This window comes from Pontibacter locisalis (genome assembly GCF_042684605.1).
GTDB lineage: Bacteria > Bacteroidota > Bacteroidia > Cytophagales > Hymenobacteraceae > Pontibacter > Pontibacter locisalis.
The window spans coordinates 124,059-146,007 of sequence record NZ_JBHULU010000021.1 but is presented as its reverse complement, the minus strand read 5'-3'; the positions used below and the strand labels follow the sequence as shown (position 1 = coordinate 146,007).

Sequence of the window (21,949 nt, the reverse complement as noted above, 5' to 3'; positions counted from 1 at the left end):
AAGTTACGTGACCGGACCTGCTTCAGTAGCCAACGGACTCTTCTCTATATGCTTCCCTAATGCCTTCTTTCGCTAAAAATCTACAACCAATTACCCTGTAAGCCAGTTTATACGAGCTACGCAAAACACTTGATTATATGTCGATACTGAGAGAGATAGGAGCACAGTATAATCCTGAAAATGGAACTGTTTTTACTGTTTGGGCACCCGAAGCCAGAAAGGTCGAGGTAAAGCTGCACCATCCTAAACCAGAAAGTATAGAACTGCAGCGGGAGGCGTTTGGCTACTGGACAGCCTTGGCAGAAAGTGCCAAACAGGATACCCGCTACACCTTTTTATTAGATGGTGAAAAAGAGCGGCCAGATCCGGCATCACAGTCACAGCCAGAAGGAGTGCACAATGCATCTGCCGTGGTAGATCATACCAGCTTTAACTGGACAGACAAGAAATGGAGAGGGCTGCCGCTGGAGCAGTACATTATATATGAACTGCACGTGGGTGCCTTCACAGAAGAGGGCACTTTTGCAGGGGTAACAGAAAAGCTGGCAGAATTAAAGAACCTGGGGGTTACGGCCATTGAGATAATGCCGGTGGCACAGTTTCCGGGAGAAAGGAATTGGGGGTATGATGGTGTATATCCTTTTGCTGTACAGAACTCTTACGGCGGCCCGGAAGAGCTAAAGAAACTAATCGACAGCTGTCATCAGCAAGGGATTGCCGTGGTGCTCGATGTGGTGTACAACCACCTGGGGCCGGAAGGAAACTACCTGCGTGACTTTGGGCCTTACTTCACTCATAAGTACAATACACCTTGGGGCGATGCTTTAAACTTTGATGACAACCATGCGGATGCTGTCCGTAATTTCTTTTTTCAGAATGCCCTGATGTGGTTCCGCGACTATCACATAGATGCGCTTCGCCTGGATGCTGTGCACGCCATATTTGATATGAGTGCCAAGCACTTTCTGCAAGAACTGCAGGAACATGTAAAGCAATTGGAGGAACAGGAAGGACGTCCCTTTATTCTCATAGCAGAAAGTGATCTCAATGATGTTCGCCTTATCAACCCTGTTGATGATGGCGGATATGGTTTGGAAGCACAGTGGAGTGATGATTTTCATCATGTACTGCATGCAATGGTAACCGGAGAGCAAAGCGGCTATTACGTTGGCTTTGGCACAGCTGAGCAACTAGTAAAAGTTATGAAGCGGGCCTTTGTATACGACGGCCTTTACTCTGAGCATCGTAACCGAACCTTTGGCAACTCTACAGAGCATAACCTGGCAAAACAGTTCGTTGTTTGTTCCCAGAATCACGATCAGGTAGGTAACCGCATGCTTGGAGAGCGCCTCTCTCAGCTCGTGGATTTTGAGATGCTAAAGGTACTGGCCGGACTAGTAATTTTTTCGCCTTACCTGCCCATGCTGTTTATGGGTGAGGAGTATGGTGAACAAAACCCATTTCTGTACTTTGTCAGCCACAGCGACAAAGATCTGATTGAGGCAGTACGGAAAGGTCGCCGGGAAGAATTCTCTTCCTTTGCCTGGCAGGGAGAAGCACCCGATCCGCAAAGTGAGGAGACCTTTCAAAAATCGAAACTAAAACGAAGCTATACTTCCGATGAACAACAGCTAAAGCTAAGAGAGTTTTATAAGCGCCTTATACAGCTGCGGAAGTCCTCCCCCGCACTGGCCACACCAGACAAGAACCTGATAGAAGCCAGTATGGAGGAACAGGAAAAGGTGCTGCATTTACTCCATGCAACTAAGCAACCTCACCTTTACTGCCTGTTTAACATAAATAAACAACCTGCAACAGTTAACATCAGTTTAGCTACGGAAGTAAAGAATTGGCAGGTGGTTCTTCATTCAGCTGCAACTGACTGGGGAGGCCTGGGATCAGATCTGCCACAGGAGATAAAGACGAAGGAGGATATAAGACTTCCGGCAGCATCCATGCTCGTATTAAAACAAGCCGACTGACATGAACCGCTATATCTGCATACACGGACATTTTTACCAACCTCCCCGGGAAAACCCGTGGCTTAATGAGGTTGAACTACAGGAGTCAGCCGCTCCTTACCACGACTGGAACGAACGGATCACGGATGAATGCTATGCACGTAACTCCGCCTCCCGCATCCTAAATGGGCAGGGCAACATCGTGGACATCATGAACAACTACAGCAACATTAGTTTCAACTTTGGACCTACTTTGCTGGAGTGGATGCAGAGAAAGGCCCCCGACACTTACCAGGCTATACTTGATGCCGATAAGGAAAGTATAAGCCGCTTCTCAGGTCATGGGGCTGCTCTTGCTCAGGTGTACAACCACATCATCATGCCTCTAGCCAACGAGCAGGATAAGCACACACAGGTGATCTGGGGTATTTATGACTTTAAAAAACGTTTTGGTCGCGACCCCGAGGGCATGTGGCTTGGAGAAACGGCAGCAGACACTCCTACTTTAGAAGTTCTTGCAGAACATGGCATTAAATTCACAATCCTGTCTCCATATCAGGCAAAGCGCTACCGAAAAAAAGGTGAGAAAGAATGGAAAGATGCTGAAGGAGGTAAAATTAATCCCCGCCGCCCTTATCTGTGCAAGCTTCCGTCTGGGAGAGAAATTGCTCTCTTCTTTTATGATGCCCCTGTTTCGCAGGGTATAGCATTTGAGCGCTTGTTGAACAGTGGTGAAACCTTGGCGCACCGGCTGGTCAGCGCCTTCGATGAAAAGAGCAAGGAGCCACAACTCATGCACATTGCCACAGATGGTGAAACGTATGGCCACCACCATCGCTTTGGTGAAATGGCACTCTCGTACGCTCTTTACCATATCGAAGAAGAAGAGCTCGCTCAGCTAACCATTTATGGTGAGTACCTGGAAAAGCATCCTCCAGTTTATGAGGCTGAGATCATAGAAAACACCTCCTGGAGTTGCGTACATGGCATAGAGCGCTGGAGAAGTAACTGTGGCTGCAGCACAGGAGGTCATTCCTCCTGGAACCAGGAGTGGCGCAAGCCCATCAGGAACTCTTTCGATCAGATTCGTGACCATCTGGCCCCGATTTATGAGCAGGAAATAAAAAAGCTTGGAGTACAGGACCCTTGGGCTGTTCGGAATAATTACATCGAAGTAATTATGGACCGTTCAGAGCAGAATGTCGAAAGCTTTATCAGCAGGCATACTTCGCGGAAACTTACCCCTGATGAGAAAGTCAGGTTTCTGAAACTGATGGAGATGCAGTACCACACGCTGCTACTCTTTACAAGCTGCGGGTGGTTCTTTGACGAAGTAACAGGAATTGAAACGATCCAGGACATTTATTATGCCGCCCGTGCAATACAGTTGGCACGTGATCTTACAGGTTTAGACTATGAAGGTGAGTTCGTAAAACAGCTGGAGCAGGCAAAAAGCAACTTAAAGGATCAGGGAAATGCAGCCTACGCCTATAATAAAATTGTTAAGGACACGATGATCGACTTGCTTCGGGTGGGGGCACATTATGCAGTGTCTTCTCTCTTTGGGGAGCATACTGATGAGCTTGACCTTTATAGTTTTACAGCTACCTCAGAGAAGCATGAGATGCTGGAAGCAGGAAAACAAAAGCTGGCAATGGGCAGGGCTAAAATCAAGTCTAACATTACTTGGGAAGAGATTATGGTTACTTACAGTGTGTTACACTTAGGTGATCACCAGCTTTTCGGAGGAGTGAGAGAATTCATGAACATTGAAAGTTATGATAACCTCCGGCACGAGCTTACAACTGCCTTTGAACGTGGAAATGTAAGTGAAGTGATTATGCTACTGGACAAGCATTTTGAGGCTCATAATTACTCCTTCTGGCACTTATTCCGGGATGACCAGAAAAAGATACTTGACCAGGTAGTAGAACAGACACTGGAAGGTGTTGAAAACGACTTTCAGCAACTGTATGACAACAATTATCCACTCATGCTAGCCATGAAGTCGATTGGCATGAAGCTACCCCTTCCTCTGAAAACTACGGTTGACATTATTGTGAATACAAAGCTTCTACGCGAACTTAATGCAGAGGATCCAAACCCCAAAGAAGTAAGCCGTTTGATGGAAGAGGCAAAACGGATGGATGTAAAACTAAACTACAATGCGCTTGAATTTGCGGTGACCAGTAGGGTAGAGATCATGATGAAGCAGGTACAGGAGCAGTTACACAGTATTGATTTCATGGACCGAATGATAGAGCTTTTAATGGTGTTAGATAACTCCGATTTGGATCTTGATTACTGGCAGGCCCAGAATATTGCTTTCAGGATACAACAGGATGGCTACGAAGACTATAAGGAAAGAAGTAACATGGGAGACAAAGCAGCGGCCGAGTGGTGCGACAAGTTTGAAACACTCTACAACAACCTCAATTTAAAAGTATAATATGACATATATACCTTCAGCTACTTACAGGTTGCAATTTCATTCCGGCTATAGACTGCAGCAGTTGCTACACCTGATCCCCTACCTGCAGGAAATGGGGATTAGCACGGTGTATGCTTCGCCTGTTTTCTGCGCCCGCCCTGGTAGCGAGCACGGCTACGATGTTACCGCCCCCTATGATATAAATCCAGAAGTGGGAACACAGCAGGAGCTTAAGCAAATAGCAACAGATCTTAAAAGCAGAGGGATGGGATGGCTACAGGACATTGTTCCGAATCACATGGCTTTTCACCCAAGCAACACGTGGCTGATGGATGTGCTGGAGAAAGGCTCCCAATCTTACTTCTATACCTTCTTTGATATTGATTTTCGTCATCCGGATTTTGCAGGACAGGTGATGGTGCCCTTTTTAGGAGAAGCCCTAGAAAAGGTACTTGAACAGGACCAACTAAAACTGAGTTTTGCGGAAAACGGAATAACGGTAAATTATTTTGATAACGCTTATCCAATTAATGTTGCCAGCTATAAACCTCTCTTACAACAGGTACTTCAGGATTCAGGTGACCCAGAGATAACTCCGCTGGTACAGCAGTATATAGCTGAACTACAGCAATTCGAGACAGAGGAAAACATTACCCCTGCCGGTTGGGGGAACTTTAAGAAAAAGCTGTTTCAAAATAAGCTGCTTAATGAGAAGCTTCAGCAGGAAATTGATGGGATAAACAGTAACAAGCAACGTTTCAAAAAACTTCTGGAAGAACAGCATTTCAGGCTGGCACATTGGCAGGAAACAGAAAAGCAGATAAACTACCGTCGCTTTTTTACGGTTAACGATCTGATCTGTCTCCGCATGGAGCACCCGGAGGTGTTTGAGCAGTACCATCAATTCATAAAACAACTTTGTGATCAGGAGGTCTTTCAGGGTCTTCGCGTAGACCATGTTGATGGTCTTTTTGATCCGGGAACATACCTGAAAAGACTGAGACAACTGGTCGGCAATGAGAAGTATTTAATTGTAGAAAAAATACTGGAGGGGGAAGAAAAACTACCCGAACGCTGGCCAATACAGGGCAACAGTGGTTATGATTTCCTGGCGTGGGTAAGTAACCTCTATACCTCCGGATCCGGACGACGCAAGCTGACAGATATATACCGGCGGCTGGTGCCGGATGCCCCGGTGAATTACGAGCAGTTGGTGTTTAATAAAAAAATGTTCATTCTGACCAACCATATGCAGGGAGAACTTCATAACCTGCTCCGTATACTTCAGTCGCGGCACCTCATTCCATTAGAACCGAAAGAGGAATGGCAAAAGGCATTGGCTATATTACTGGCTTCTTTCCCGGTATATTGTATTTATGGCAACAGACTACCCTTGTCTGATTACGACATGCATGTTGTGGATGAAGCTTTTGCTGAGGCGCATAAGCAGGCACCTGAGTTGAAGGATCGACTGGATCACCTTCATTCTCTTTTCACGGTAAAGCCGGAAGATGATGAGGAGGTCATTCATCACAAACTGTATTTTGTAATGCGAAGTCAGCAGTTTACGGGTCCGTTGGCCGCCAAAGGTGTGGAGGACACTACTTTCTACAACTATAACCGCCTCATCTCCTTAAATGAAGTAGGTAACAGTCCAGATATTTTTCACCTGGAGACAGAGGAATTTCACGAACGCATGCTCTACCGCCAGCGTGTTTACCCGTACTCTCTCAACGCTACGGCCACTCACGACACAAAACGCGGCGAGGGCGCACGCATAAGGCTAAATGTGCTAAGTGAACTGCCGGAGGAGTGGGAAGAGCATGTAAGGCAATGGATAAAAATCAGCAGAAAGTATACTTCAGAGCCAACAGACAATGACCTGTACTTTATCTTCCAAACCATATTGGGAGTTTTGCCGCTAAATGGTGAAGCAAGCAATGAGTTGGTTAAGCGTGTGCAGGAATATCTGCAAAAAGCACTCCGCGAGGCGAAAGTAAATACAGACTGGAGCAATCCAAATGAAACGTATGAAAATGCGGTACAAGAGCTTGCAGAAAAGCTTTTGCAGCAAGATCAGGAGTTTACAAAATCATTTAAGCCATTCTTTCAGAAGATCTCCCACTATGGCTGGATCTATGCACTGTGCCAAACACTCCTGAAAGTTACCTGCCCTGGCGTACCGGATGTATACCAAGGCACTGAACTATGGGATCTAAGCCTGGTAGACCCGGATAACCGCCGCCCTGTAGATTACCGCCTGCGCCAACATTACCTGCTTCGGATAAGACAGCAGGAAAACCAGAATCTGTACCAAATGCACAGGGAGTTGCTGGAGCAACCAGATACCGGGCAGGTAAAACTGTACCTCCTCTACAAGGCTCTCAACACGCGGCGGAATATGCAGACACTGTTTAACCGGGGTGATTACATCCCGTTGGAGCTGCTAGGCAAGCATAAAACCCACGCTCTTGCCTTTGCCCGCCATCACCAGGGGCAATGGGCGTTAGTGGTAGTACCACTTCTTTTAACAGGTCTGGTTTCAGAAAACCAGCTACCGCTAGGCCAGGAGGTGTGGCAGGATACTGCTATTAAGTTACCCGATGATGCACCAAAACATTGGTACTCGGTTTTTGGTAAAGAAGGAGTACAAGCAGATGAGCACCTCCCGCTGGCGGAGCTATTCAGAACTTTTCCAGTCGTATTTTTAACAGCATCAGAAGCATGATCATATCAAAGCGCAGCAGTGGTTTACTGCTCCACATAACATCTCTTCCGTCCAGATTTGGAATTGGTGACTTAGGTCCCGAAGCCTATCGTTTTGTAGACCAGTTGGTAGAGGCCGGACAACGGTATTGGCAGTTGCTGCCCCTTAATCCTACAGAAATAGGCATGGGTAACTCCCCTTATAGCAGCCACTCTGCATTTGCAGGAAACCCTTTACTTATAAGTCCTGAACATTTACATCAGGATGGACTGCTACTGGAAAAGGACCTGCATATAGATGAGGAGTTCAATGAGGAGAAGGTAGAATTTCCAAAAGTAGCAGAATCTAAAGTTAAGGTCCTTTGGAGGTCTTTTAAGCATTTTAAATCTGAACTTCCCGATACTATCTGGAAGGATTTTACTAAGTTTCAGAAGAAGCATCACCGCTGGCTGGACGACTATGCAAGGTTTGCCGCCTTTAAGCAACATTTCGATCATAAAAGCTGGGTGGAATGGCCCCAGGAAATAAAGGATCATCACAAGGAGGCAGTACAGGAACTGGAGCAGAAACTGGAAGACAGGGTACTTTTTGAAAAGTACTTACAGTACCTTTTTTACCGGCAGTGGAAGAAGCTAAAAGCCTACTGCGAAAGAAAGGACATTGTACTGTTTGGTGACATGCCTTTTTATGTAAGTCATGATAGCGCTGATGTCTGGACACATCCTAAATACTTTAAGCTTGACAAAGAAGGAAATCCTACTTCTGTTTCGGGAGTGCCTCCTGACTATTTTAGCGAGACCGGCCAGCTTTGGGGTACACCTGTTTTTAATTGGGAAACGCTGAAAAAAAATAACTTTGACTGGTGGGTAGAGCGTATTGACCATAACCTGGACCTTTTTGGCCTGCTACGGCTGGACCACTTTCGGGCCTTCTCAGCATTCTGGGAAGTTCCTGCGGGAGAAGAAACAGCTGTAAAAGGGAAATGGGCCAAAACTCCCGGCGCAGATCTTCTACGTCTTGTCCAGGAGAAGCATCAGCCAATGCCGATCATAGCAGAAGACCTGGGTGAAATTGATCAGCCAGTGCGGGACTTGATGAAAAAATTTGACCTGCCGGGAATGCTGGTGCTCCTCTTTGCCTTTGGAGAAGATATTTCAACTAATCCCTATGCACCGCACAATCATTCTAAGAATAATGTTGTGTATACCGGCACCCACGATAACAAAACTGTCAGGGCCTGGTACGAGGAAACGGCCAGCGCAGGAGACAAGAAGCGGTTGAGTGAGTACAGCAATCATACTTTAAATAAGTTGAATGTGGCAGATGTCATGATGCATCTTGTTCAGGGATCAGTAGCTCAACTGGCCGTACTTCCTGTGCAGGATGTGCTACGATTGGGTTCGGAGGCAGTGATGAACACCCCTTCAACTGGCAACGGTAACTGGGAATGGCGCCTAAAGCCCGGGCAATTCTCACAGCAGCAGGTTAAGTACCTCCGCGACCTCACTGCACTTTATGGCCGCTGCGAAAGCTAAGGAATATGACATAAAAATCTGAAGGAGGGGATTTGTATTGTGAACTGAAAGTATTATTTTGGATGAAGCTAAAGCACAAGGATGCTTTAGCTTCATCTTCTCCAAATCCTAAATATCACTATGGCACACGCTAACGCACCCCTCACACTTGGCACAAAGGCTCCTAACTTTGCACTGTTGGACACTTTATCAGACAGGCTGGTTACGCTAAACGATGTCGCCTCTCCAAAAGCAACTGTAATAATGTTTATTTGTAACCACTGCCCTTATGTAAAGCATATCCTGCATGAGGTGGTGAATGTGGCAAAGGTTTATGCTCAGAAAGGAGTAAATTTTGTAGCTATCAGTGCAAACGATGCCATAGCCTATCCACAGGACGGTCCGCAGGAGATGAAGGCACTGGCAAAAAAGCTTGATTTTCCTTTCCCCTATTTATACGACCAGACCCAGCAGATTGCGCTTACTTTTCATGCTGAGTGCACTCCTGAGTTTTTTGTGTATGACCGGAATATGCGCCTTGCTTACCACGGCCAGTTTGACGACTCCAGACCAAACAATCAGGTACCGGTTACAGGTAATGACCTGAAACAAGCACTGGACCTGCTGTTGGATGATAAGCCTGCTCAGGAACTGCAGAAACCAAGTGTGGGCTGCAGTATTAAGTGGCGGCCTCAGGAGTAACAGACGGCGGAACATCTTTCTGGTTTTCACTTAAAAGTTCTGCCATAGCCGATACATGGTCCAGGTATTGTGAGGTATACGCATCATGTGCTGCATGAGCATAAATAGCTGTGCCGCCAACCACTGCTTTTATTATATCTTCATGCTCTTCTATGGGTACAGCAGGACAACCTAAACTACGCCCTAATCTTCCGGCCTGCTTTATAAATTCCTCTGTGGCATACTCAGCACCATGCATCACAATGCTACGGTCCATGGCGTTTGTATTATATCCTTCATCCAGCCCGTTGAGTTTCAGTGAAAGACCGTGCTTGCCGTAGTATGTATTTTCGGTAACATAGAAGCCAATGCTACTCATAAAGGACTCGTTTGTATTTGAGAAGTGTTCTGCAAACTCCTCACCTGAATTGCGCCCATGCGAAACGTATGTATTGAACAGCAGTTCCTTTTTATCCAGGTCTATTACCCAAAGGCGCTTTTGATTCGATGACTTCGTGAAGTCGATTACAGTTATGACAGGCTTATCCGATACCTTACCATTTCGTTTCATGTTATAGTATCCTGTAAGCGCTTTCTCAAAAACCTCGAATCTTAAACCTGTGTTCTGAAGTTCCATGTTACTGTACAGGTTGTAGGCTACCTGGTTAAACTTCATAACTTTCAGATCAGCTATCTTTGCCTTAGTCCGTTTGGTATCATTAGTTGGTTTTGATGAAGCTGAACCTATTGGTGTTGTAAGAGGAGCGAGTGCCAGTGGTGCAAACAAGGGCAGCATTCCTTTGGCCAGTCTTCTTCTTATGTATCTGAATCTTGGTTTTCTCATCTTATAGAATTTGTATTTTAAGTCTGTTTCAAAGCAGCTTCTGCCACTGTAAACTCTTTTATACGAGAGTTTTATTCATCCGTAACACAATCCACACCACTAGCGCTGCAGGCACTGTTTTTGCGTATAAAGTTGTTTACAGATAATATAAAAGAACCAATGCTATATGCAGCATCTAAAAATAACCTTCCTTATCTATAGTATACTGGCTCTGTTGCTTGCCAGTTGTAGCGGTAAACAAACCCTTCGAGGCGTATTCAAAAATCAGACGCCTTATGAGCGCTATGTAGCAAAGCTGAAGGATGCAAAACTAGATCAGACAGCACTTGGCCAAGACTGGCTCACAGCTGGTAAGCAGGCTTTACAGGATTCTATTATTGTTGCGCTTCCATTTAAGGAAACAGGCTATTTTTCAGCTGAAAAGCCGAAGGCATTGGGATACAGGATTGACGCTAAACGGGGAGAACGAATTACTGTAAATCTGGAAATGAAAGCCCGGGAAGCTGCCCTTGTATTCCTGGATATCTTTGAGGCACCAGCGATACCTGGAGCAGAACCGGATCATGTTGCCTCTGCAGATACCTTAACCACTACGTTAACTTATGAGGTTGAAGAGGATTTACCGCACATACTTCGGGTGCAGCCAGAGTTATTGCGCGGAGGGCAGTATACTGTCACTATAAAATCCGAACCAACGCTAGCCTTTCCGGTAGCCGGCAAAAGTAGCCGGAATATTGCCAGTGTCTGGGGCGATTCACGCGACGGTGGCGCAAGAAGACATGAAGGCATTGACGTTTTTGCCCCGCGTGGCACACCCGCACTGGCATCAGCCGAAGGGCTGGTAACACGCGTTAGCACCACACCAAGAGGAGGAAAAGTAGTGTGGGTTTCTGATTTTAACCGCAGGCAGAACCTGTACTACGCGCACCTCGACAGTCAGTTGGTTTCACCGGGCCAGCGGGTACAACCGGGAGACACTATCGGTTTCATTGGTAATACGGGTAATGCCAAAACAACAAAGCCACACCTGCATTTTGGCATTTACAGGTCCGGGCGTGGCGCCACCAATCCATACCCTTACGTTCATGCATCTAGTGTAACAGCACCACCTGTTAAGATTGATGCGACTCATATTGGAAACTGGATACGCATAGCGGCCAGGTCAGCTAATGTGCGCCTGCAGCCAAACATAAATTCTGATGTATACACAACACTGCCGCAGCATACCCCGCTACTTGTTACCGGCGGCACTACCGATTGGTACAGGATAAGGCTACCCCATGGCAAAGAAGCGTATGTTGCCAGTAGTCTTGTAGAAGCGACTCACAAACCTATCAATTCAGGAAAACTTTCCGAGGCCGCCCCTGTTCTGGACCAGCCATATACAGGTGCACCTGCCATGGATCACTTAAAAGCAGGCAGCAGCATAGCAGTGATGGGTAAGTATAAGGAATTTTCCCTCATCAAAAACGAAACAGGCATGATTGGTTGGTTACCTGGTTCCGTAAAGCTGTTTTAGGCCTTCTCTTTGCTATAATTTTTTATATTTACAATTCGAATAAAAAACCAGGATAGATATAATTGAAATTAGCTGCTATAGATATCGGTTCAAACGCTGTAAGGTGCCAGATCTCAAGCGTACTGAACCAGAATGGAAATGTCTTTTTTAAGAAGGTGGAATATATTCGCTATGCCATTCGGTTCGGCGAAGATGTTTTTAATACAGGCTATATCAGTGATGTTAAGATTGAGAAGTTTGTAAAACTTCTTAAAGCATTCCAGTTGCTGCTGGATGTGCATGACGTAGATCACCATATGATCTGTGCCACATCCGCCATGCGTACCTCCTTTAATGCACCAGAAATCATTGAGCGGGTACAGCAGGAAGTAGGATTGGATATTAATGTGATTGATGGAGAAACAGAGGCTGATCTGATCAATAAGGTAATTTTTAATTTCCTGGATGAGCGAAATTACCTGCATGTAGATGTTGGTGGTGGCAGCACAGAATTCAATGTGTATGTAAACCGGGAGAAGATGGCATCCCAGTCTTTTGAGCAGGGATCTATCCGCCACATGCACAACCGCGATTCGAAGGAGCTCTGGAATCGCATGCGCGAATGGATAGAAACGAACGCACGTAAATATCACGTATCCCGCGCTATTGGAACAGGAGGAAACATCAATAAGCTATATGAATTGGCTGGCAAGTCAGCTGGCAAGCCCATCTTCAGAAAGCAAATTGAAGAGGTGGCCGCCAGGGTAGCTGAAATGAGTATGGAAGACCGGATAACAAAGCTGCTCCTAAACCCGGATCGTGCTGACGTGATCATACCTGCCTCTGAAATATACCTTTCGGCTATGAAGTGGGCTAAGCTGGAAAGCATGATTGTACCTGCCGTTGGCTTAAAAGATGGAATTCTCCACGCCCTTTATGAGCGCTACCATCCAGAACGCTTTGTGATCAGCAACATCAGTTGATATAAGTCTTCATCAAAAATCAAGAGCGGCTGCAGTTTAGTCTTAATAACTAACTGCAGCCGCTCTTGATTTCTTTTTTTATCCTCTAAAGAACAGCCAGACAAGGTAAAGTTATACTAGCTCCACTTGTCCGACTTCAGTATAACTCTTACTGTAGAAGAGCTTGTGAACATCTATTATTTCCTCGTTAGTTGCGGCACGTTTTTTCACGTAGGTCCCATCCTCGCGCATGATGTAGGAGTTTCGGTTATCGAGCAAGTTCCAGTAAAGCATGTTTATCGCTTCCTTCTTCAGCTCCTCATTCACGATCAGGAACAGTGCTTCAATACGGCGATCGAAGCTGCGCACCATGCAGTCTGCACTGCCACTGTATAACCTAGAATCCCCGTTATTGTGGAAGTAGTACAGACGCGTGTGCTCCAGGTACTCTCCTACTATACTCTTCACGCTTATGTTCTCACTCAGGTCCTCGCGCCCAGGGCGCAGGCAGCAAATACCCCGAACAATCAGCTTTATCTGAACACCCGCCTTAGAGGCCTTGTACATCTCATCTATAATTTCTCTGTCCTCCAGTGAGTTTATTTTGATTACAATGCCGCTTTTCAGTCCTTTCTTAGCATTGCGGGCCTCATGCCGGATGAGTTCTATTAACTGGTGCCGCATTCCCTTTGGAGATGTCATCAGGTACTTGTACTCATTTGGTCTGGAATGGCCTGTTATTACATTGAAGAATTCAGACACATCATGGGCATATACCTCATTTGTCGTAAGTAGGCTTATATCGGTATAGAGTCGCGCCGTCTGTTCATTATAGTTACCACTGCCAATGTGCACATACCGCGTTACCTTCTCTCCTTCCTTGCGGATGATCATCATCATTTTGGTATGTGTTTTATACTTGCTGATACCATAGATCACAAAACAACCTGCTTTTTCCAGCCGCTCACCCTCTTTGATATTCCGTTCTTCGTCAAAACGAGCCTTTACCTCAAAAAGAACCGATACGTGTTTTCCATTCTCAGCGGCTTTCAAGAGAGCTGCTGTTACCCGGGACTGATCTGCCAGACGGTAAATTGTCTGCTTTATACCTAGCACAGAAGGGTCTTCGGCAGCACGCTCCAACAAGCTCACCACTGGCTCCATACTGTTGTAAGGATGGTGCAACAGCACATCATGCTCTTTCAGGTACTCAAACAAATCAACATTATCGCTTGGCAAGCTAAGCGGAGGCACAGAAGAAGGCTGTTTAAAGCCCTTATCTTTAAACTGCCGGTGATTGACCACCTGCCAGAGGCCCCGTAGGTCCATCAGGCTGTTAATCGTAAAGATGTTAGCGTTGTCAATTGTCCAACGTTCCTTTAGTATCCGCAGCATGAACTGCGAGGGGTTCCGCTCAATTTCCAGGCGCACAACACGTCCTTTCTTACGCGTTTTGAGCTTAGCCTTTATTTCCTGCACAAAGTCTGCCTCCAGGTCATCAGACTCTTCCAGGGTAAAGTCACCGTTTCGTGTTATGCGGAACAGGTTTACTGACACAATCTCCACGTTGCGAAAGAGCTTTTTGATCTTCCCTCTGATAATCTCCTCAATAGGGACAAAAATAATCTTATCCTTGCGGTTAATCTCATAAAAGCGCGCGAGGTTCTGCGGTATCTGCACAAAGGTGAGCCTATCCTGGGGCTTACCACCCTCATCTGACGTACGGGTTACCACACCAAACGTCAGCAACTGGTTCATCAGCAGCGGAAATCCATGGTAGTTGTCAAACACCATGGGAGTAAGTAGTGGATAGATCGTATTTTTAAAGTAGCTATCAACTTTCTTCTGCTCTATCTCTGTAAGGTCTGCTACTTTTAGTATATCAAACCCATGCTTCGTAAACAGAGGCTTTAATTCAGTATTAAATGTCAGGTACTGATCATTCACATAACGATGGGCATAATCAAGAAGCTTTTTCCGAAATGGCAGCTCGCGTAGCCCTGAGTAGTCCAGGCGTTCTTTGCCGTAATCCAGATAGTTATACAAACTACCTACCCTGATCATGAAGAACTCATCGAGGTTGGAAGAGGTAATGGCTAAGAACTTGAGCCTGTCAAAAAAGCTTTTATGTGTATCCCGTGCCTGGTCCAGCACACGGTAGTTAAAACGCAGCCAACTGAGATCGCGGCTAATGTATTTACTTTTCTTTATCTGGTCGGAGACCTTATTGATAAGCATGTTCACAATTTTAAGGGCCTTTTAAAAATTGTTTAAAGGCTAATAGCACTAATTAACCAAAATATAAGGATAAAGTATAGCTAATCCTCCATATTACTAACTTATTTACTTAGCCAATTTATATAAAAATAGTTAATTTGGTTGTTTGCCAGGGCATTACTATCCTCCGGCGTATTTTTATATGAAATTAAGTACAGCGATTCGCCTGAAATGCACAAAGGTCCTGGTGCTGGTAAGTATAACAGGTTCTTTTGCCACTGTGGTTACAGGAGCCTTTGGGTGGGGTGAAATTTACCCCTTTGCAACCTGGAAACTTTATACGCAGCCTCTTGGTAGTAAGCATACATTTACTGAATACAGAATCTACAGCTTTAGCGAAGAACAACAAAATTGGGAGCGACAGCCGGTTCCTACCACTTCCCTAAACTTCACTCCCGATGAATATGTTTACACGCTAAACAAGCTTGTAGCTGCCTCAATGGCAGACTCTCCGGACACTGCCCTATTTAAAAACAGGCTCAAAGTTTTTGTTCACTATGTGGCACCGCCTGCCGATAGATATAAAATAGTTCGTGAAACTTACAGCCCTCTGGAATTGATTGAAAATCCACAGCAATATGACACCCTCACTGTTATCCGCTTTTAAGGAAACAAACATAAGAACCAAGTCTGACCAGCGGGAGGACATATCCCGGAATGTGTTCAACTTCTTTGTGAGCGTTCAGGTTTTCAGGATCTTCACGTTTGTCTGGATATACTGGACAATTCAGAAATTCATCTTGCTGCAGGACCGCCCTAAAGAGATTTTTTGGTTTAACGATAAACTCGTGAGCTGGATAATGCCAGCCTTACCCGGAGAGACACTTTTTTATACTATAGCGGGCATAGCCATAGCGGCAAACCTGGTGCAGCTAGTTTTTCTTAGAAATATGGTGATAGTGCAGTTAGTGCTAGCCTTGTGCCTGTTATGGCTAAACCTGCCTCACTGGGGCTACGGCTTTCTGAGCCATGTGAACCACACGCTCCTCCTCTCTCACTTATTCCTTATTTTCGTTCCCGTTAGCAGGCATCTTCTGCAGGCTCCTGACAAGTATGTTCATCAGGCTATCAACTGGTTTTATGCTGGTATTCTATTTACCTATACACTGGCCGGTCTCTGGAAAGTCCCCTCCCTGCTATTCAAACTGGTAACTTTCTCTCCGGATGCACATTGGCTGCATCCTTATGGCGCTTTGTTCAATTCCTTTGTCAGCTACCGTAATTTTGACCTTAACTTTGAGCTGGAAACTATATTTACAGAGCACGTTCTGTTATGGCAGGTAAGTTTCCTGATAGTGGTATACTTACAGTCAATAAGCATCTTCGGGGCTTTCCGCCAGCCCCTACGGCCTTGGATCGGTTTGCTGCTGATCATTTTTCACGTGATGAACATGCTGGTGTTCCTGACTTACTTTGTAGTGGCCACCTTACTTATAGTTTGCCTGTTCACGCCTTACAGCCTCATCCTACAGCCCCTTTATAAAAGATACTATGCTGTTATAAATTCTATTTCGGAAGCCTCTGTTGTGAAAGAACCAGCCGAATACCAGACCGCTTTTGAGAATTACAGAAACAAAATAAAAGAAAGTAACTACTACCTCTCCGGAATACTTTTCTTACCTGGTCTGCGAACAGCCTCACGCCTGTTACACTACCTCAGGCACAAACGCTAAGCACAAAACTTTAATTCTTCCGTACCATAAAAGCAAAGCTAGTTAGATATGGTTACAGAAGATTTAAGTACTGAATTTGCTCCGGATTTTCCTCCACTGCCCCTGGAAGAGTGGGAACCTACAAAGGAAACACTACACCTGTACATCCAGATTATAGGTAAGATCAGGTTAAAGCTGATGCCCCGCCGCAATCACTGGTGGAACGTAACCCTTTATGTTACCTCCCGCGGACTTGGTACAGGTCCTATTCCGTACAAGTTTTTCACTTTTGAAATTGACTTTGATTTTATTGATCATCAATTAACCATAAAGACCAATACTGGAGCTGTTGAAACTATTACGCTGCAGGATGGCGTCAGTGTGTCGCAGTTCTATACTTCTGTTATGAAGTCATTAGAGGTACTGGGGGTAAAAGTTAATATTCTCGCTAAACCATATGACATAAAAAGTAATATTCCTTTTGCCCAGGATCACACACATGCCACCTATAATCCAGAACAGGTTAACAGGTACTGGCGTGTAATGGTGGCTGTTGACCAGGTAATGAAGGAGTTTAGCGGCCGTTTCTACGGAAAAACGTGCCCTGTTCAGTTGTATTGGCACCACATGGACTTAACTGTTACCCGCTTCTCCGGCAAAAGTATACCCATTCATGAAAATGCCAGTGTGGTAGAAAAGGATGCTTATTCACATGAAGTAATCAGCTTCGGTTTCTGGCCAGGAGATGAGCAGGTTCGTTATCCTGCCTTTTACTCATACACCTATCCATCCCCGGATGGTATAGACCTTGAGATGCTTCAGCCAAAGCAAGCACACTGGACAGACTCCAATGGCAGCCCCATGGCTATTTTAAATTATGAAGAGCTACGTCTTTTAGATAATCCAAGAGAGAAACTACTGGACTTCTTTGAAACCGCATATAAGGCCGGAGCTGAACTGGCAAACTGGCCGGTGGAAGAGTTAAAAGCTATTCCGCTCGATGAGTTATAATCAAATAGGAAAGGCCCGCTTAACAGCGGGCCTTTCCTATTTAACAGGTATCTACCTTACACGTCTACACGTGCATACTTAGCATTTCTTTCGATGAAGTCTCTGCGTGGCGCAACTTCATCACCCATCAGCATCGAGAACAGGTGATCGGCTTCAGCTGCAGATTCAATATCTACTCGCTTGAGGCTTCGTGTACCCGGATCCATGGTTGTACTCCAAAGCTGCTCAGGGTTCATCTCACCAAGACCTTTGTATCGCTGAACGCCTACGCTTTCCTCTTTGCCTTTACCTAACTCCTGAATGGCGTTAATACGATCCTGCTCACTCCAGCAATAACGTTCTTCCTTACCTTTCTTAACAAGGTACAGCGGAGGCAATGCAATGTATACATAACCTTTCTCGATCAGGTCTCTCATGTAGCGGAAGAAGAAAGTAAGAATCAGGGTACGGATGTGCGATCCGTCCACGTCCGCATCCGTCATGATGATCACCTTATGATAACGAAGTTTTACCATGTTCAGCGCCTTATCATCTTCTGGCGTACCAAAGCTGACTCCCAGGGCAGTGATCATGTTCTTAATCTCTTCATTCTCGTAGATACGATGCTCCTGCGCCTTCTCTACGTTCAGAATTTTACCACGAAGCGGCAGGATAGCCTGGAACTTACGATCCCGACCCTGTTTGGCAGAACCACCCGCTGAGTCACCCTCTACCAGGTAAATTTCGCAGTTCTCGGGATTACTGTCCGAGCAATCGGCCAGTTTACCAGGTAAGCTTGTGCTGGAAAGCACACTCTTACGCTGTACCATCTCACGTGCCTTACGGGCTGCAAAGCGTGCCTGAGCAGCAAGGATTACCTTCTGCACAATAATACGCGCCTCTTTCGGATTCTCCTCCAGATACTGGTTCAGCATTTCGCCTACAGCTGTATCCACAGCACCAGAAACCTCCGAGTTACCAAGTTTCGTTTTAGTCTGGCCCTCAAACTGAGGTTCCTGCACCTTTACAGAGATAACCGCTGTCAAACCTTCACGGAAGTCATCTCCCGCAATGTCAACCTTCACCTTGTCCAGCATACCGGATTTATCAGCATATGCCTTTAAGGTACGGGTAAGGGCACGGCGGAAACCTGCTACGTGGGTACCTCCTTCAATAGTGTTGATGTTGTTCACGTAAGAGAAGATGTTCTCCGTGTACGACGTGTTATACTGCAAAGCAATCTCTACAGGTACACCATTCTTCTCGCTCTCCACATGGATCGGCTCCGGGATCAGGTTCTCACGGGTTTCATCCAGGTAGGCAACAAATTCTTTCAGACCACCTTCAGAAAGGAAAGTATCGTTAAGCGGTTCGCCCTGGTCATTTACTTCACGCATATCGCGCAGGTTAATACGGATGCCCTTGTTCAGGAACGAAAGTTCGCGTAAACGGCTGGCAATTGTATCGTATTTATACTCTGTGCTGGTAAAAATAGAAGCGTCTGGCTGGAATGTTACCGTTGTACCAGTTTTGTCTGTAGTGCCTATTTCACGAACAGGATAAGCAGGAACACCAATATTATAATGCTGCTCATGTACCTTGCCGTTACGATGCACCGTTACATGCAGGTCCGTGGAGAGCGCGTTAACGCAGGATACACCCACACCATGCAAACCACCGGAAACTTTATATGTGTCTTTATCGAACTTACCACCGGCGTGCAGAACCGTCATTACTACCTCCAGGGCAGAGCGGCCTTCTTTTGTGTGGAAATCCGTTGGAATACCACGACCATTATCCGATACCGTGATAGAGTTATTTTCGTTGATCTGAACGTTAATCTCGTTACAATGACCGGCAAGCGCCTCATCAATTGAGTTGTCTACAACTTCCCAAACCAGGTGGTGCAGACCTTTGATGCCAATATCACCGATGTACATGGCCGGACGCTTACGTACTGCTTCGAGCCCCTCCAGTACCTGAATACTATTTGCTGAATAATCGTTAGCTAATGATTTTTCTTCTACTTCACTCATGTGTATAATTGGGTAGATTGGATAGGTAAAATTACCACTTTTATTTGGTTTATGCTATACTTTTAGAGGGCATAAAACAGGCTAATTACAGCACTACTTAACACTGCCTTTAACAGCACCGCATAACCACTTATTACCTAACATTTTATGTGCAACAAAAGTGCCTTTAGGAGAGGTTTAAACCCTTGAAAAACACAATTAACAAAACTTCGATTTTACCCAATCAACACTTCTATTTAAGGCTTGCTTTCACTTTCACCCTCGCTACCATCCGCCGATTAAAATCATAGTACTCCGGACCATAGGGAGTCGTATTATCAAGCTCCTCTATCCCTATAATTTCATATTCGCGTCCGTCGCTGATCATAAAATCTAACTTAGCCCTGGCATTCTCCATAGCCTTTTGTAGCATCTGGTGCTGTAGCTTTGTCTTCTGCTCTGGCTCCATAAAGGTACCCATCACATTTAAGTTGAAGGGAATGTTCCTTTCAAGAAGATCTTCTGTTAGGCTGCTGTACAAGGAACTATCCGATACTGTAAGCAAGTAGGTAACGCTTGTCTGATACATGTCCCTGCTGATTTTCTTGCCCATCTGCTCAGGCATGTAGTTCAGGTAAATACCCTCATTCATTTTAACCATGGAGGGAACAACCTGCTTGACAGAGTCAGCCCATTTTAAAAATTTTTCGCGTTGCTCTATTGGGCCATTGTAGGAAAGGTTTAACCGGTAGCCTGCCTCAGGTGTCTGTTGCTCATATTCCCCGATCACCTCCAGGTAATCCTGATTTGCTTCTTCACGCTCACGTACCTGGCAACCTGCAAAGGCCGCAACGCTTAGTATAAGTACTAAGCCTATAGAATTGATCTTTTTCATAGTAGTAGATAGTTGTTTTATATATAGAAATTGGCTGACTAGAATCATGCCATTCCATTCTTAAAACTATAAAATATTTTCAACTGCCCCCGTGGTTCTTACAGAATAAATCAGTGTTTTATATCAGGCAACTTGCAGGTTATCTATGTTATAAACCTGTTCCCTGTCTGTGGTTTAACATTAACCCAGTACTAATAACCCTTGCCTTTTACAATCGTTACTTTAAGTGAATGTAACATTTAAAAGAAGGAGGTAAAACTATGTCAATGAACTTTGAAAATTATTTGAAAGATGGGAAAACCTGGTTGCATGAATTATGCACTTACCTCGGAATTGATGACGAGCAAAAAGCAGCAAGAATTTTCAGGGCAGTGCTACATGCCATCCGCGACAGGATTCCTTCTGCAGAGGCTGTTCACTTTGCTGCGCAGCTTCCAATAATGTGGAAAGGAATATATTTTGATGGGTTTACCATGCATGAGCCAGTGCGTATCCGGCACGAAGACGAGTGGCTGGAGTTTATCCGCACAAAGAATGCTTTTGCTGAGGATGCTGACTTCCCTACCCTTGACCATGCATACTATGCTTTTCAAGATGTAATGTCCTTCCTGCGCGATCATATTTCTGAAGGTCAGTACAAGCAAATAGCCCAGGCACTACACTCGGAAATAACCGTACCTGTTTAGTCGAAAAAGCTTAAACCTCAGAAGGCCCGGGTCATTCCGGGCCTTTTTTTGTACTAACAATGTTTCAGCAGTATCCATTCTGAAAGCAGAAACTGCAACAAGTAGGGAGCAGGGAAAGTAAAGGAATGTGTCTCTCATCAAACATTCAGCCTCTGAATGAATTCAATACATATAAAACCTAAAGAAAAATTTATGAAAAGAAAAGCTACAGCCGTTTGGCAGGGAACAATTAAAGAGGGCAAAGGTCACTTAAGCACACAAACTGGCACACTTAAAGAAACTCAGTACTCTTTTAATTCACGCTTTGCAGATGGCATAGGCACTAACCCAGAAGAACTAATTGCAGCTGCTCATTCTGGCTGTTTCACTATGAAGTTAAGTGGTAATTTAACCGAAGCCGGCTTCAACCCTGAGCGCCTGGAAACGCAGTGTACTATAACGTTAGAGAACGGAACCATCACCAACTCTCACTTAGAAGTTAGTGCTACTGTACCAGGTATTGAAAAAGGTAAGTTTGAGGAATTAGTAAAAGAAGCGGAACAGAACTGTCCTGTCTCAAAGCTTTTAAAAGCAGATATCTCTGTATCGTCAAAATTAAACCAATAAATTTAACCCTGCCTGTACAGACACAGGCAGGGTTATACCTTTGGCATAAGCATCAACCAAGTCATTTCTTGCCCCGCAGCTGTTACTTTCCATCCTCTAACAGCACACACCTACTTTGAAGCCATTTCTCCTACACCAGGAACTTCTGTTTCAAGAAAATATAGTGTAGTGTGGTCACCTGGCCATTATAACAAAGATCAGCCTGTTTTATCAAACTTGCTATTCGGCCA

At 45.2% G+C, this 21,949-nt stretch carries 16 protein-coding genes; 12 read left to right on the top strand and 4 right to left on the bottom strand.

All coding sequences use genetic code 11. From position 1 onward, the window contains the following. Positions 1–137: 137 nt before the first annotated feature. The 5 genes from treZ to ACFSRY_RS14655 all read left to right on the top strand — a co-directional run bounded on the left by treZ (position 138) and on the right by ACFSRY_RS14655 (position 9,315). Positions 138–1,982: a malto-oligosyltrehalose trehalohydrolase gene (treZ, locus tag ACFSRY_RS14675; RefSeq protein ID WP_377509185.1), complete on the top strand. Its 1,845-nt coding sequence runs from the start codon at positions 138–140 to the stop codon at positions 1,980–1,982. 1 nt (position 1,983) lies between these two features. Continuing rightward, the gene (locus tag ACFSRY_RS14670) at positions 1,984–4,410 is read left to right on the top strand and encodes a DUF3536 domain-containing protein (RefSeq protein WP_377509182.1); all 2,427 of its coding nucleotides are present in this window, start codon (positions 1,984–1,986) and stop codon (positions 4,408–4,410) included. Between the two features lies 1 nt (position 4,411). Then, positions 4,412–7,120 (top strand): malto-oligosyltrehalose synthase, encoded by a 2,709-nt coding sequence (gene treY, locus ACFSRY_RS14665; protein ID WP_377509179.1) that lies wholly within the window; start codon positions 4,412–4,414, stop codon positions 7,118–7,120. Then, a complete protein-coding gene (gene malQ / locus ACFSRY_RS14660; protein WP_377509174.1) occupies positions 7,117–8,634 on the top strand; it encodes a 4-alpha-glucanotransferase in 1,518 nt (505 codons plus the stop codon). The genes treY and malQ overlap by 4 nt, the downstream gene beginning before the upstream one ends. Positions 8,635–8,754: 120 nt before the next feature. Then, on the top strand, positions 8,755–9,315 hold the full coding sequence (locus ACFSRY_RS14655) for a thioredoxin family protein (protein ID WP_377509171.1): 561 nt from the start codon (positions 8,755–8,757) through the stop codon (positions 9,313–9,315). On the opposite strand, the gene ACFSRY_RS14650 is transcribed toward ACFSRY_RS14655, so the two are convergent. Next, positions 9,293–10,138 (bottom strand): murein L,D-transpeptidase catalytic domain family protein, encoded by an 846-nt coding sequence (locus ACFSRY_RS14650; RefSeq protein WP_377509168.1) that lies wholly within the window; start codon positions 10,136–10,138, stop codon positions 9,293–9,295. The genes ACFSRY_RS14655 and ACFSRY_RS14650 overlap by 23 nt on opposite strands. A 166-nt stretch (positions 10,139–10,304) precedes the next feature. Here ACFSRY_RS14650 and ACFSRY_RS14645 point away from each other — a divergent pair, with 166 nt between their 5' ends. Beyond that, on the top strand, positions 10,305–11,657 hold the full coding sequence (locus tag ACFSRY_RS14645) for a peptidoglycan DD-metalloendopeptidase family protein (RefSeq protein ID WP_377509165.1): 1,353 nt from the start codon (positions 10,305–10,307) through the stop codon (positions 11,655–11,657). Between the two features lie 62 nt (positions 11,658–11,719). After that, positions 11,720–12,619 (top strand): Ppx/GppA phosphatase family protein, encoded by a 900-nt coding sequence (locus tag ACFSRY_RS14640; protein WP_377509162.1) that lies wholly within the window; start codon positions 11,720–11,722, stop codon positions 12,617–12,619. A 111-nt stretch (positions 12,620–12,730) separates the two neighbouring features. Here the strand turns inward: ACFSRY_RS14640 and ppk1 are convergent, their stop codons facing one another. Next, positions 12,731–14,836, bottom strand: coding sequence for a polyphosphate kinase 1 (ppk1, locus tag ACFSRY_RS14635; RefSeq protein WP_377509159.1), 2,106 nt, complete (start codon positions 14,834–14,836; stop codon positions 12,731–12,733). Between the two features lie 181 nt (positions 14,837–15,017). Here ppk1 and ACFSRY_RS14630 point away from each other — a divergent pair, with 181 nt between their 5' ends. The 3 genes from ACFSRY_RS14630 to ACFSRY_RS14620 are packed head-to-tail and all read left to right on the top strand — an operon-like array spanning position 15,018 to position 17,538. Beyond that, a complete protein-coding gene (locus ACFSRY_RS14630; protein WP_377509156.1) occupies positions 15,018–15,482 on the top strand; it encodes a hypothetical protein in 465 nt (154 codons plus the stop codon). Further along, positions 15,454–16,548 (top strand): hypothetical protein, encoded by a 1,095-nt coding sequence (locus tag ACFSRY_RS14625; protein WP_377509153.1) that lies wholly within the window; start codon positions 15,454–15,456, stop codon positions 16,546–16,548. The genes ACFSRY_RS14630 and ACFSRY_RS14625 overlap by 29 nt, the downstream gene beginning before the upstream one ends. A 48-nt stretch (positions 16,549–16,596) precedes the next feature. After that, the gene (locus ACFSRY_RS14620; RefSeq protein ID WP_377509149.1) at positions 16,597–17,538 is read left to right on the top strand and encodes a DUF5996 family protein; all 942 of its coding nucleotides are present in this window, start codon (positions 16,597–16,599) and stop codon (positions 17,536–17,538) included. A gap of 56 nt (positions 17,539–17,594) precedes the next feature. Here the strand turns inward: ACFSRY_RS14620 and gyrB are convergent, their stop codons facing one another. Then, on the bottom strand, positions 17,595–19,553 hold the full coding sequence (gene gyrB, locus ACFSRY_RS14615; protein WP_377509145.1) for a DNA topoisomerase (ATP-hydrolyzing) subunit B: 1,959 nt from the start codon (positions 19,551–19,553) through the stop codon (positions 17,595–17,597). Positions 19,554–19,785: 232 nt separating this feature from the next. After that, on the bottom strand, positions 19,786–20,427 hold the full coding sequence (locus tag ACFSRY_RS14610) for an SIMPL domain-containing protein (protein ID WP_377509141.1): 642 nt from the start codon (positions 20,425–20,427) through the stop codon (positions 19,786–19,788). Between the two features lie 260 nt (positions 20,428–20,687). Here ACFSRY_RS14610 and ACFSRY_RS14605 point away from each other — a divergent pair, with 260 nt between their 5' ends. Both ACFSRY_RS14605 and ACFSRY_RS14600 read left to right on the top strand, forming a co-directional pair. Continuing rightward, the gene (locus ACFSRY_RS14605) at positions 20,688–21,113 is read left to right on the top strand and encodes a DUF2267 domain-containing protein (protein ID WP_377509136.1); all 426 of its coding nucleotides are present in this window, start codon (positions 20,688–20,690) and stop codon (positions 21,111–21,113) included. A gap of 192 nt (positions 21,114–21,305) precedes the next feature. Beyond that, complete coding sequence (locus ACFSRY_RS14600; RefSeq protein ID WP_377511207.1) at positions 21,306–21,719, top strand: OsmC family protein; 414 nt, start codon at positions 21,306–21,308, stop codon at positions 21,717–21,719. Positions 21,720–21,949 lie beyond the last annotated feature (230 nt).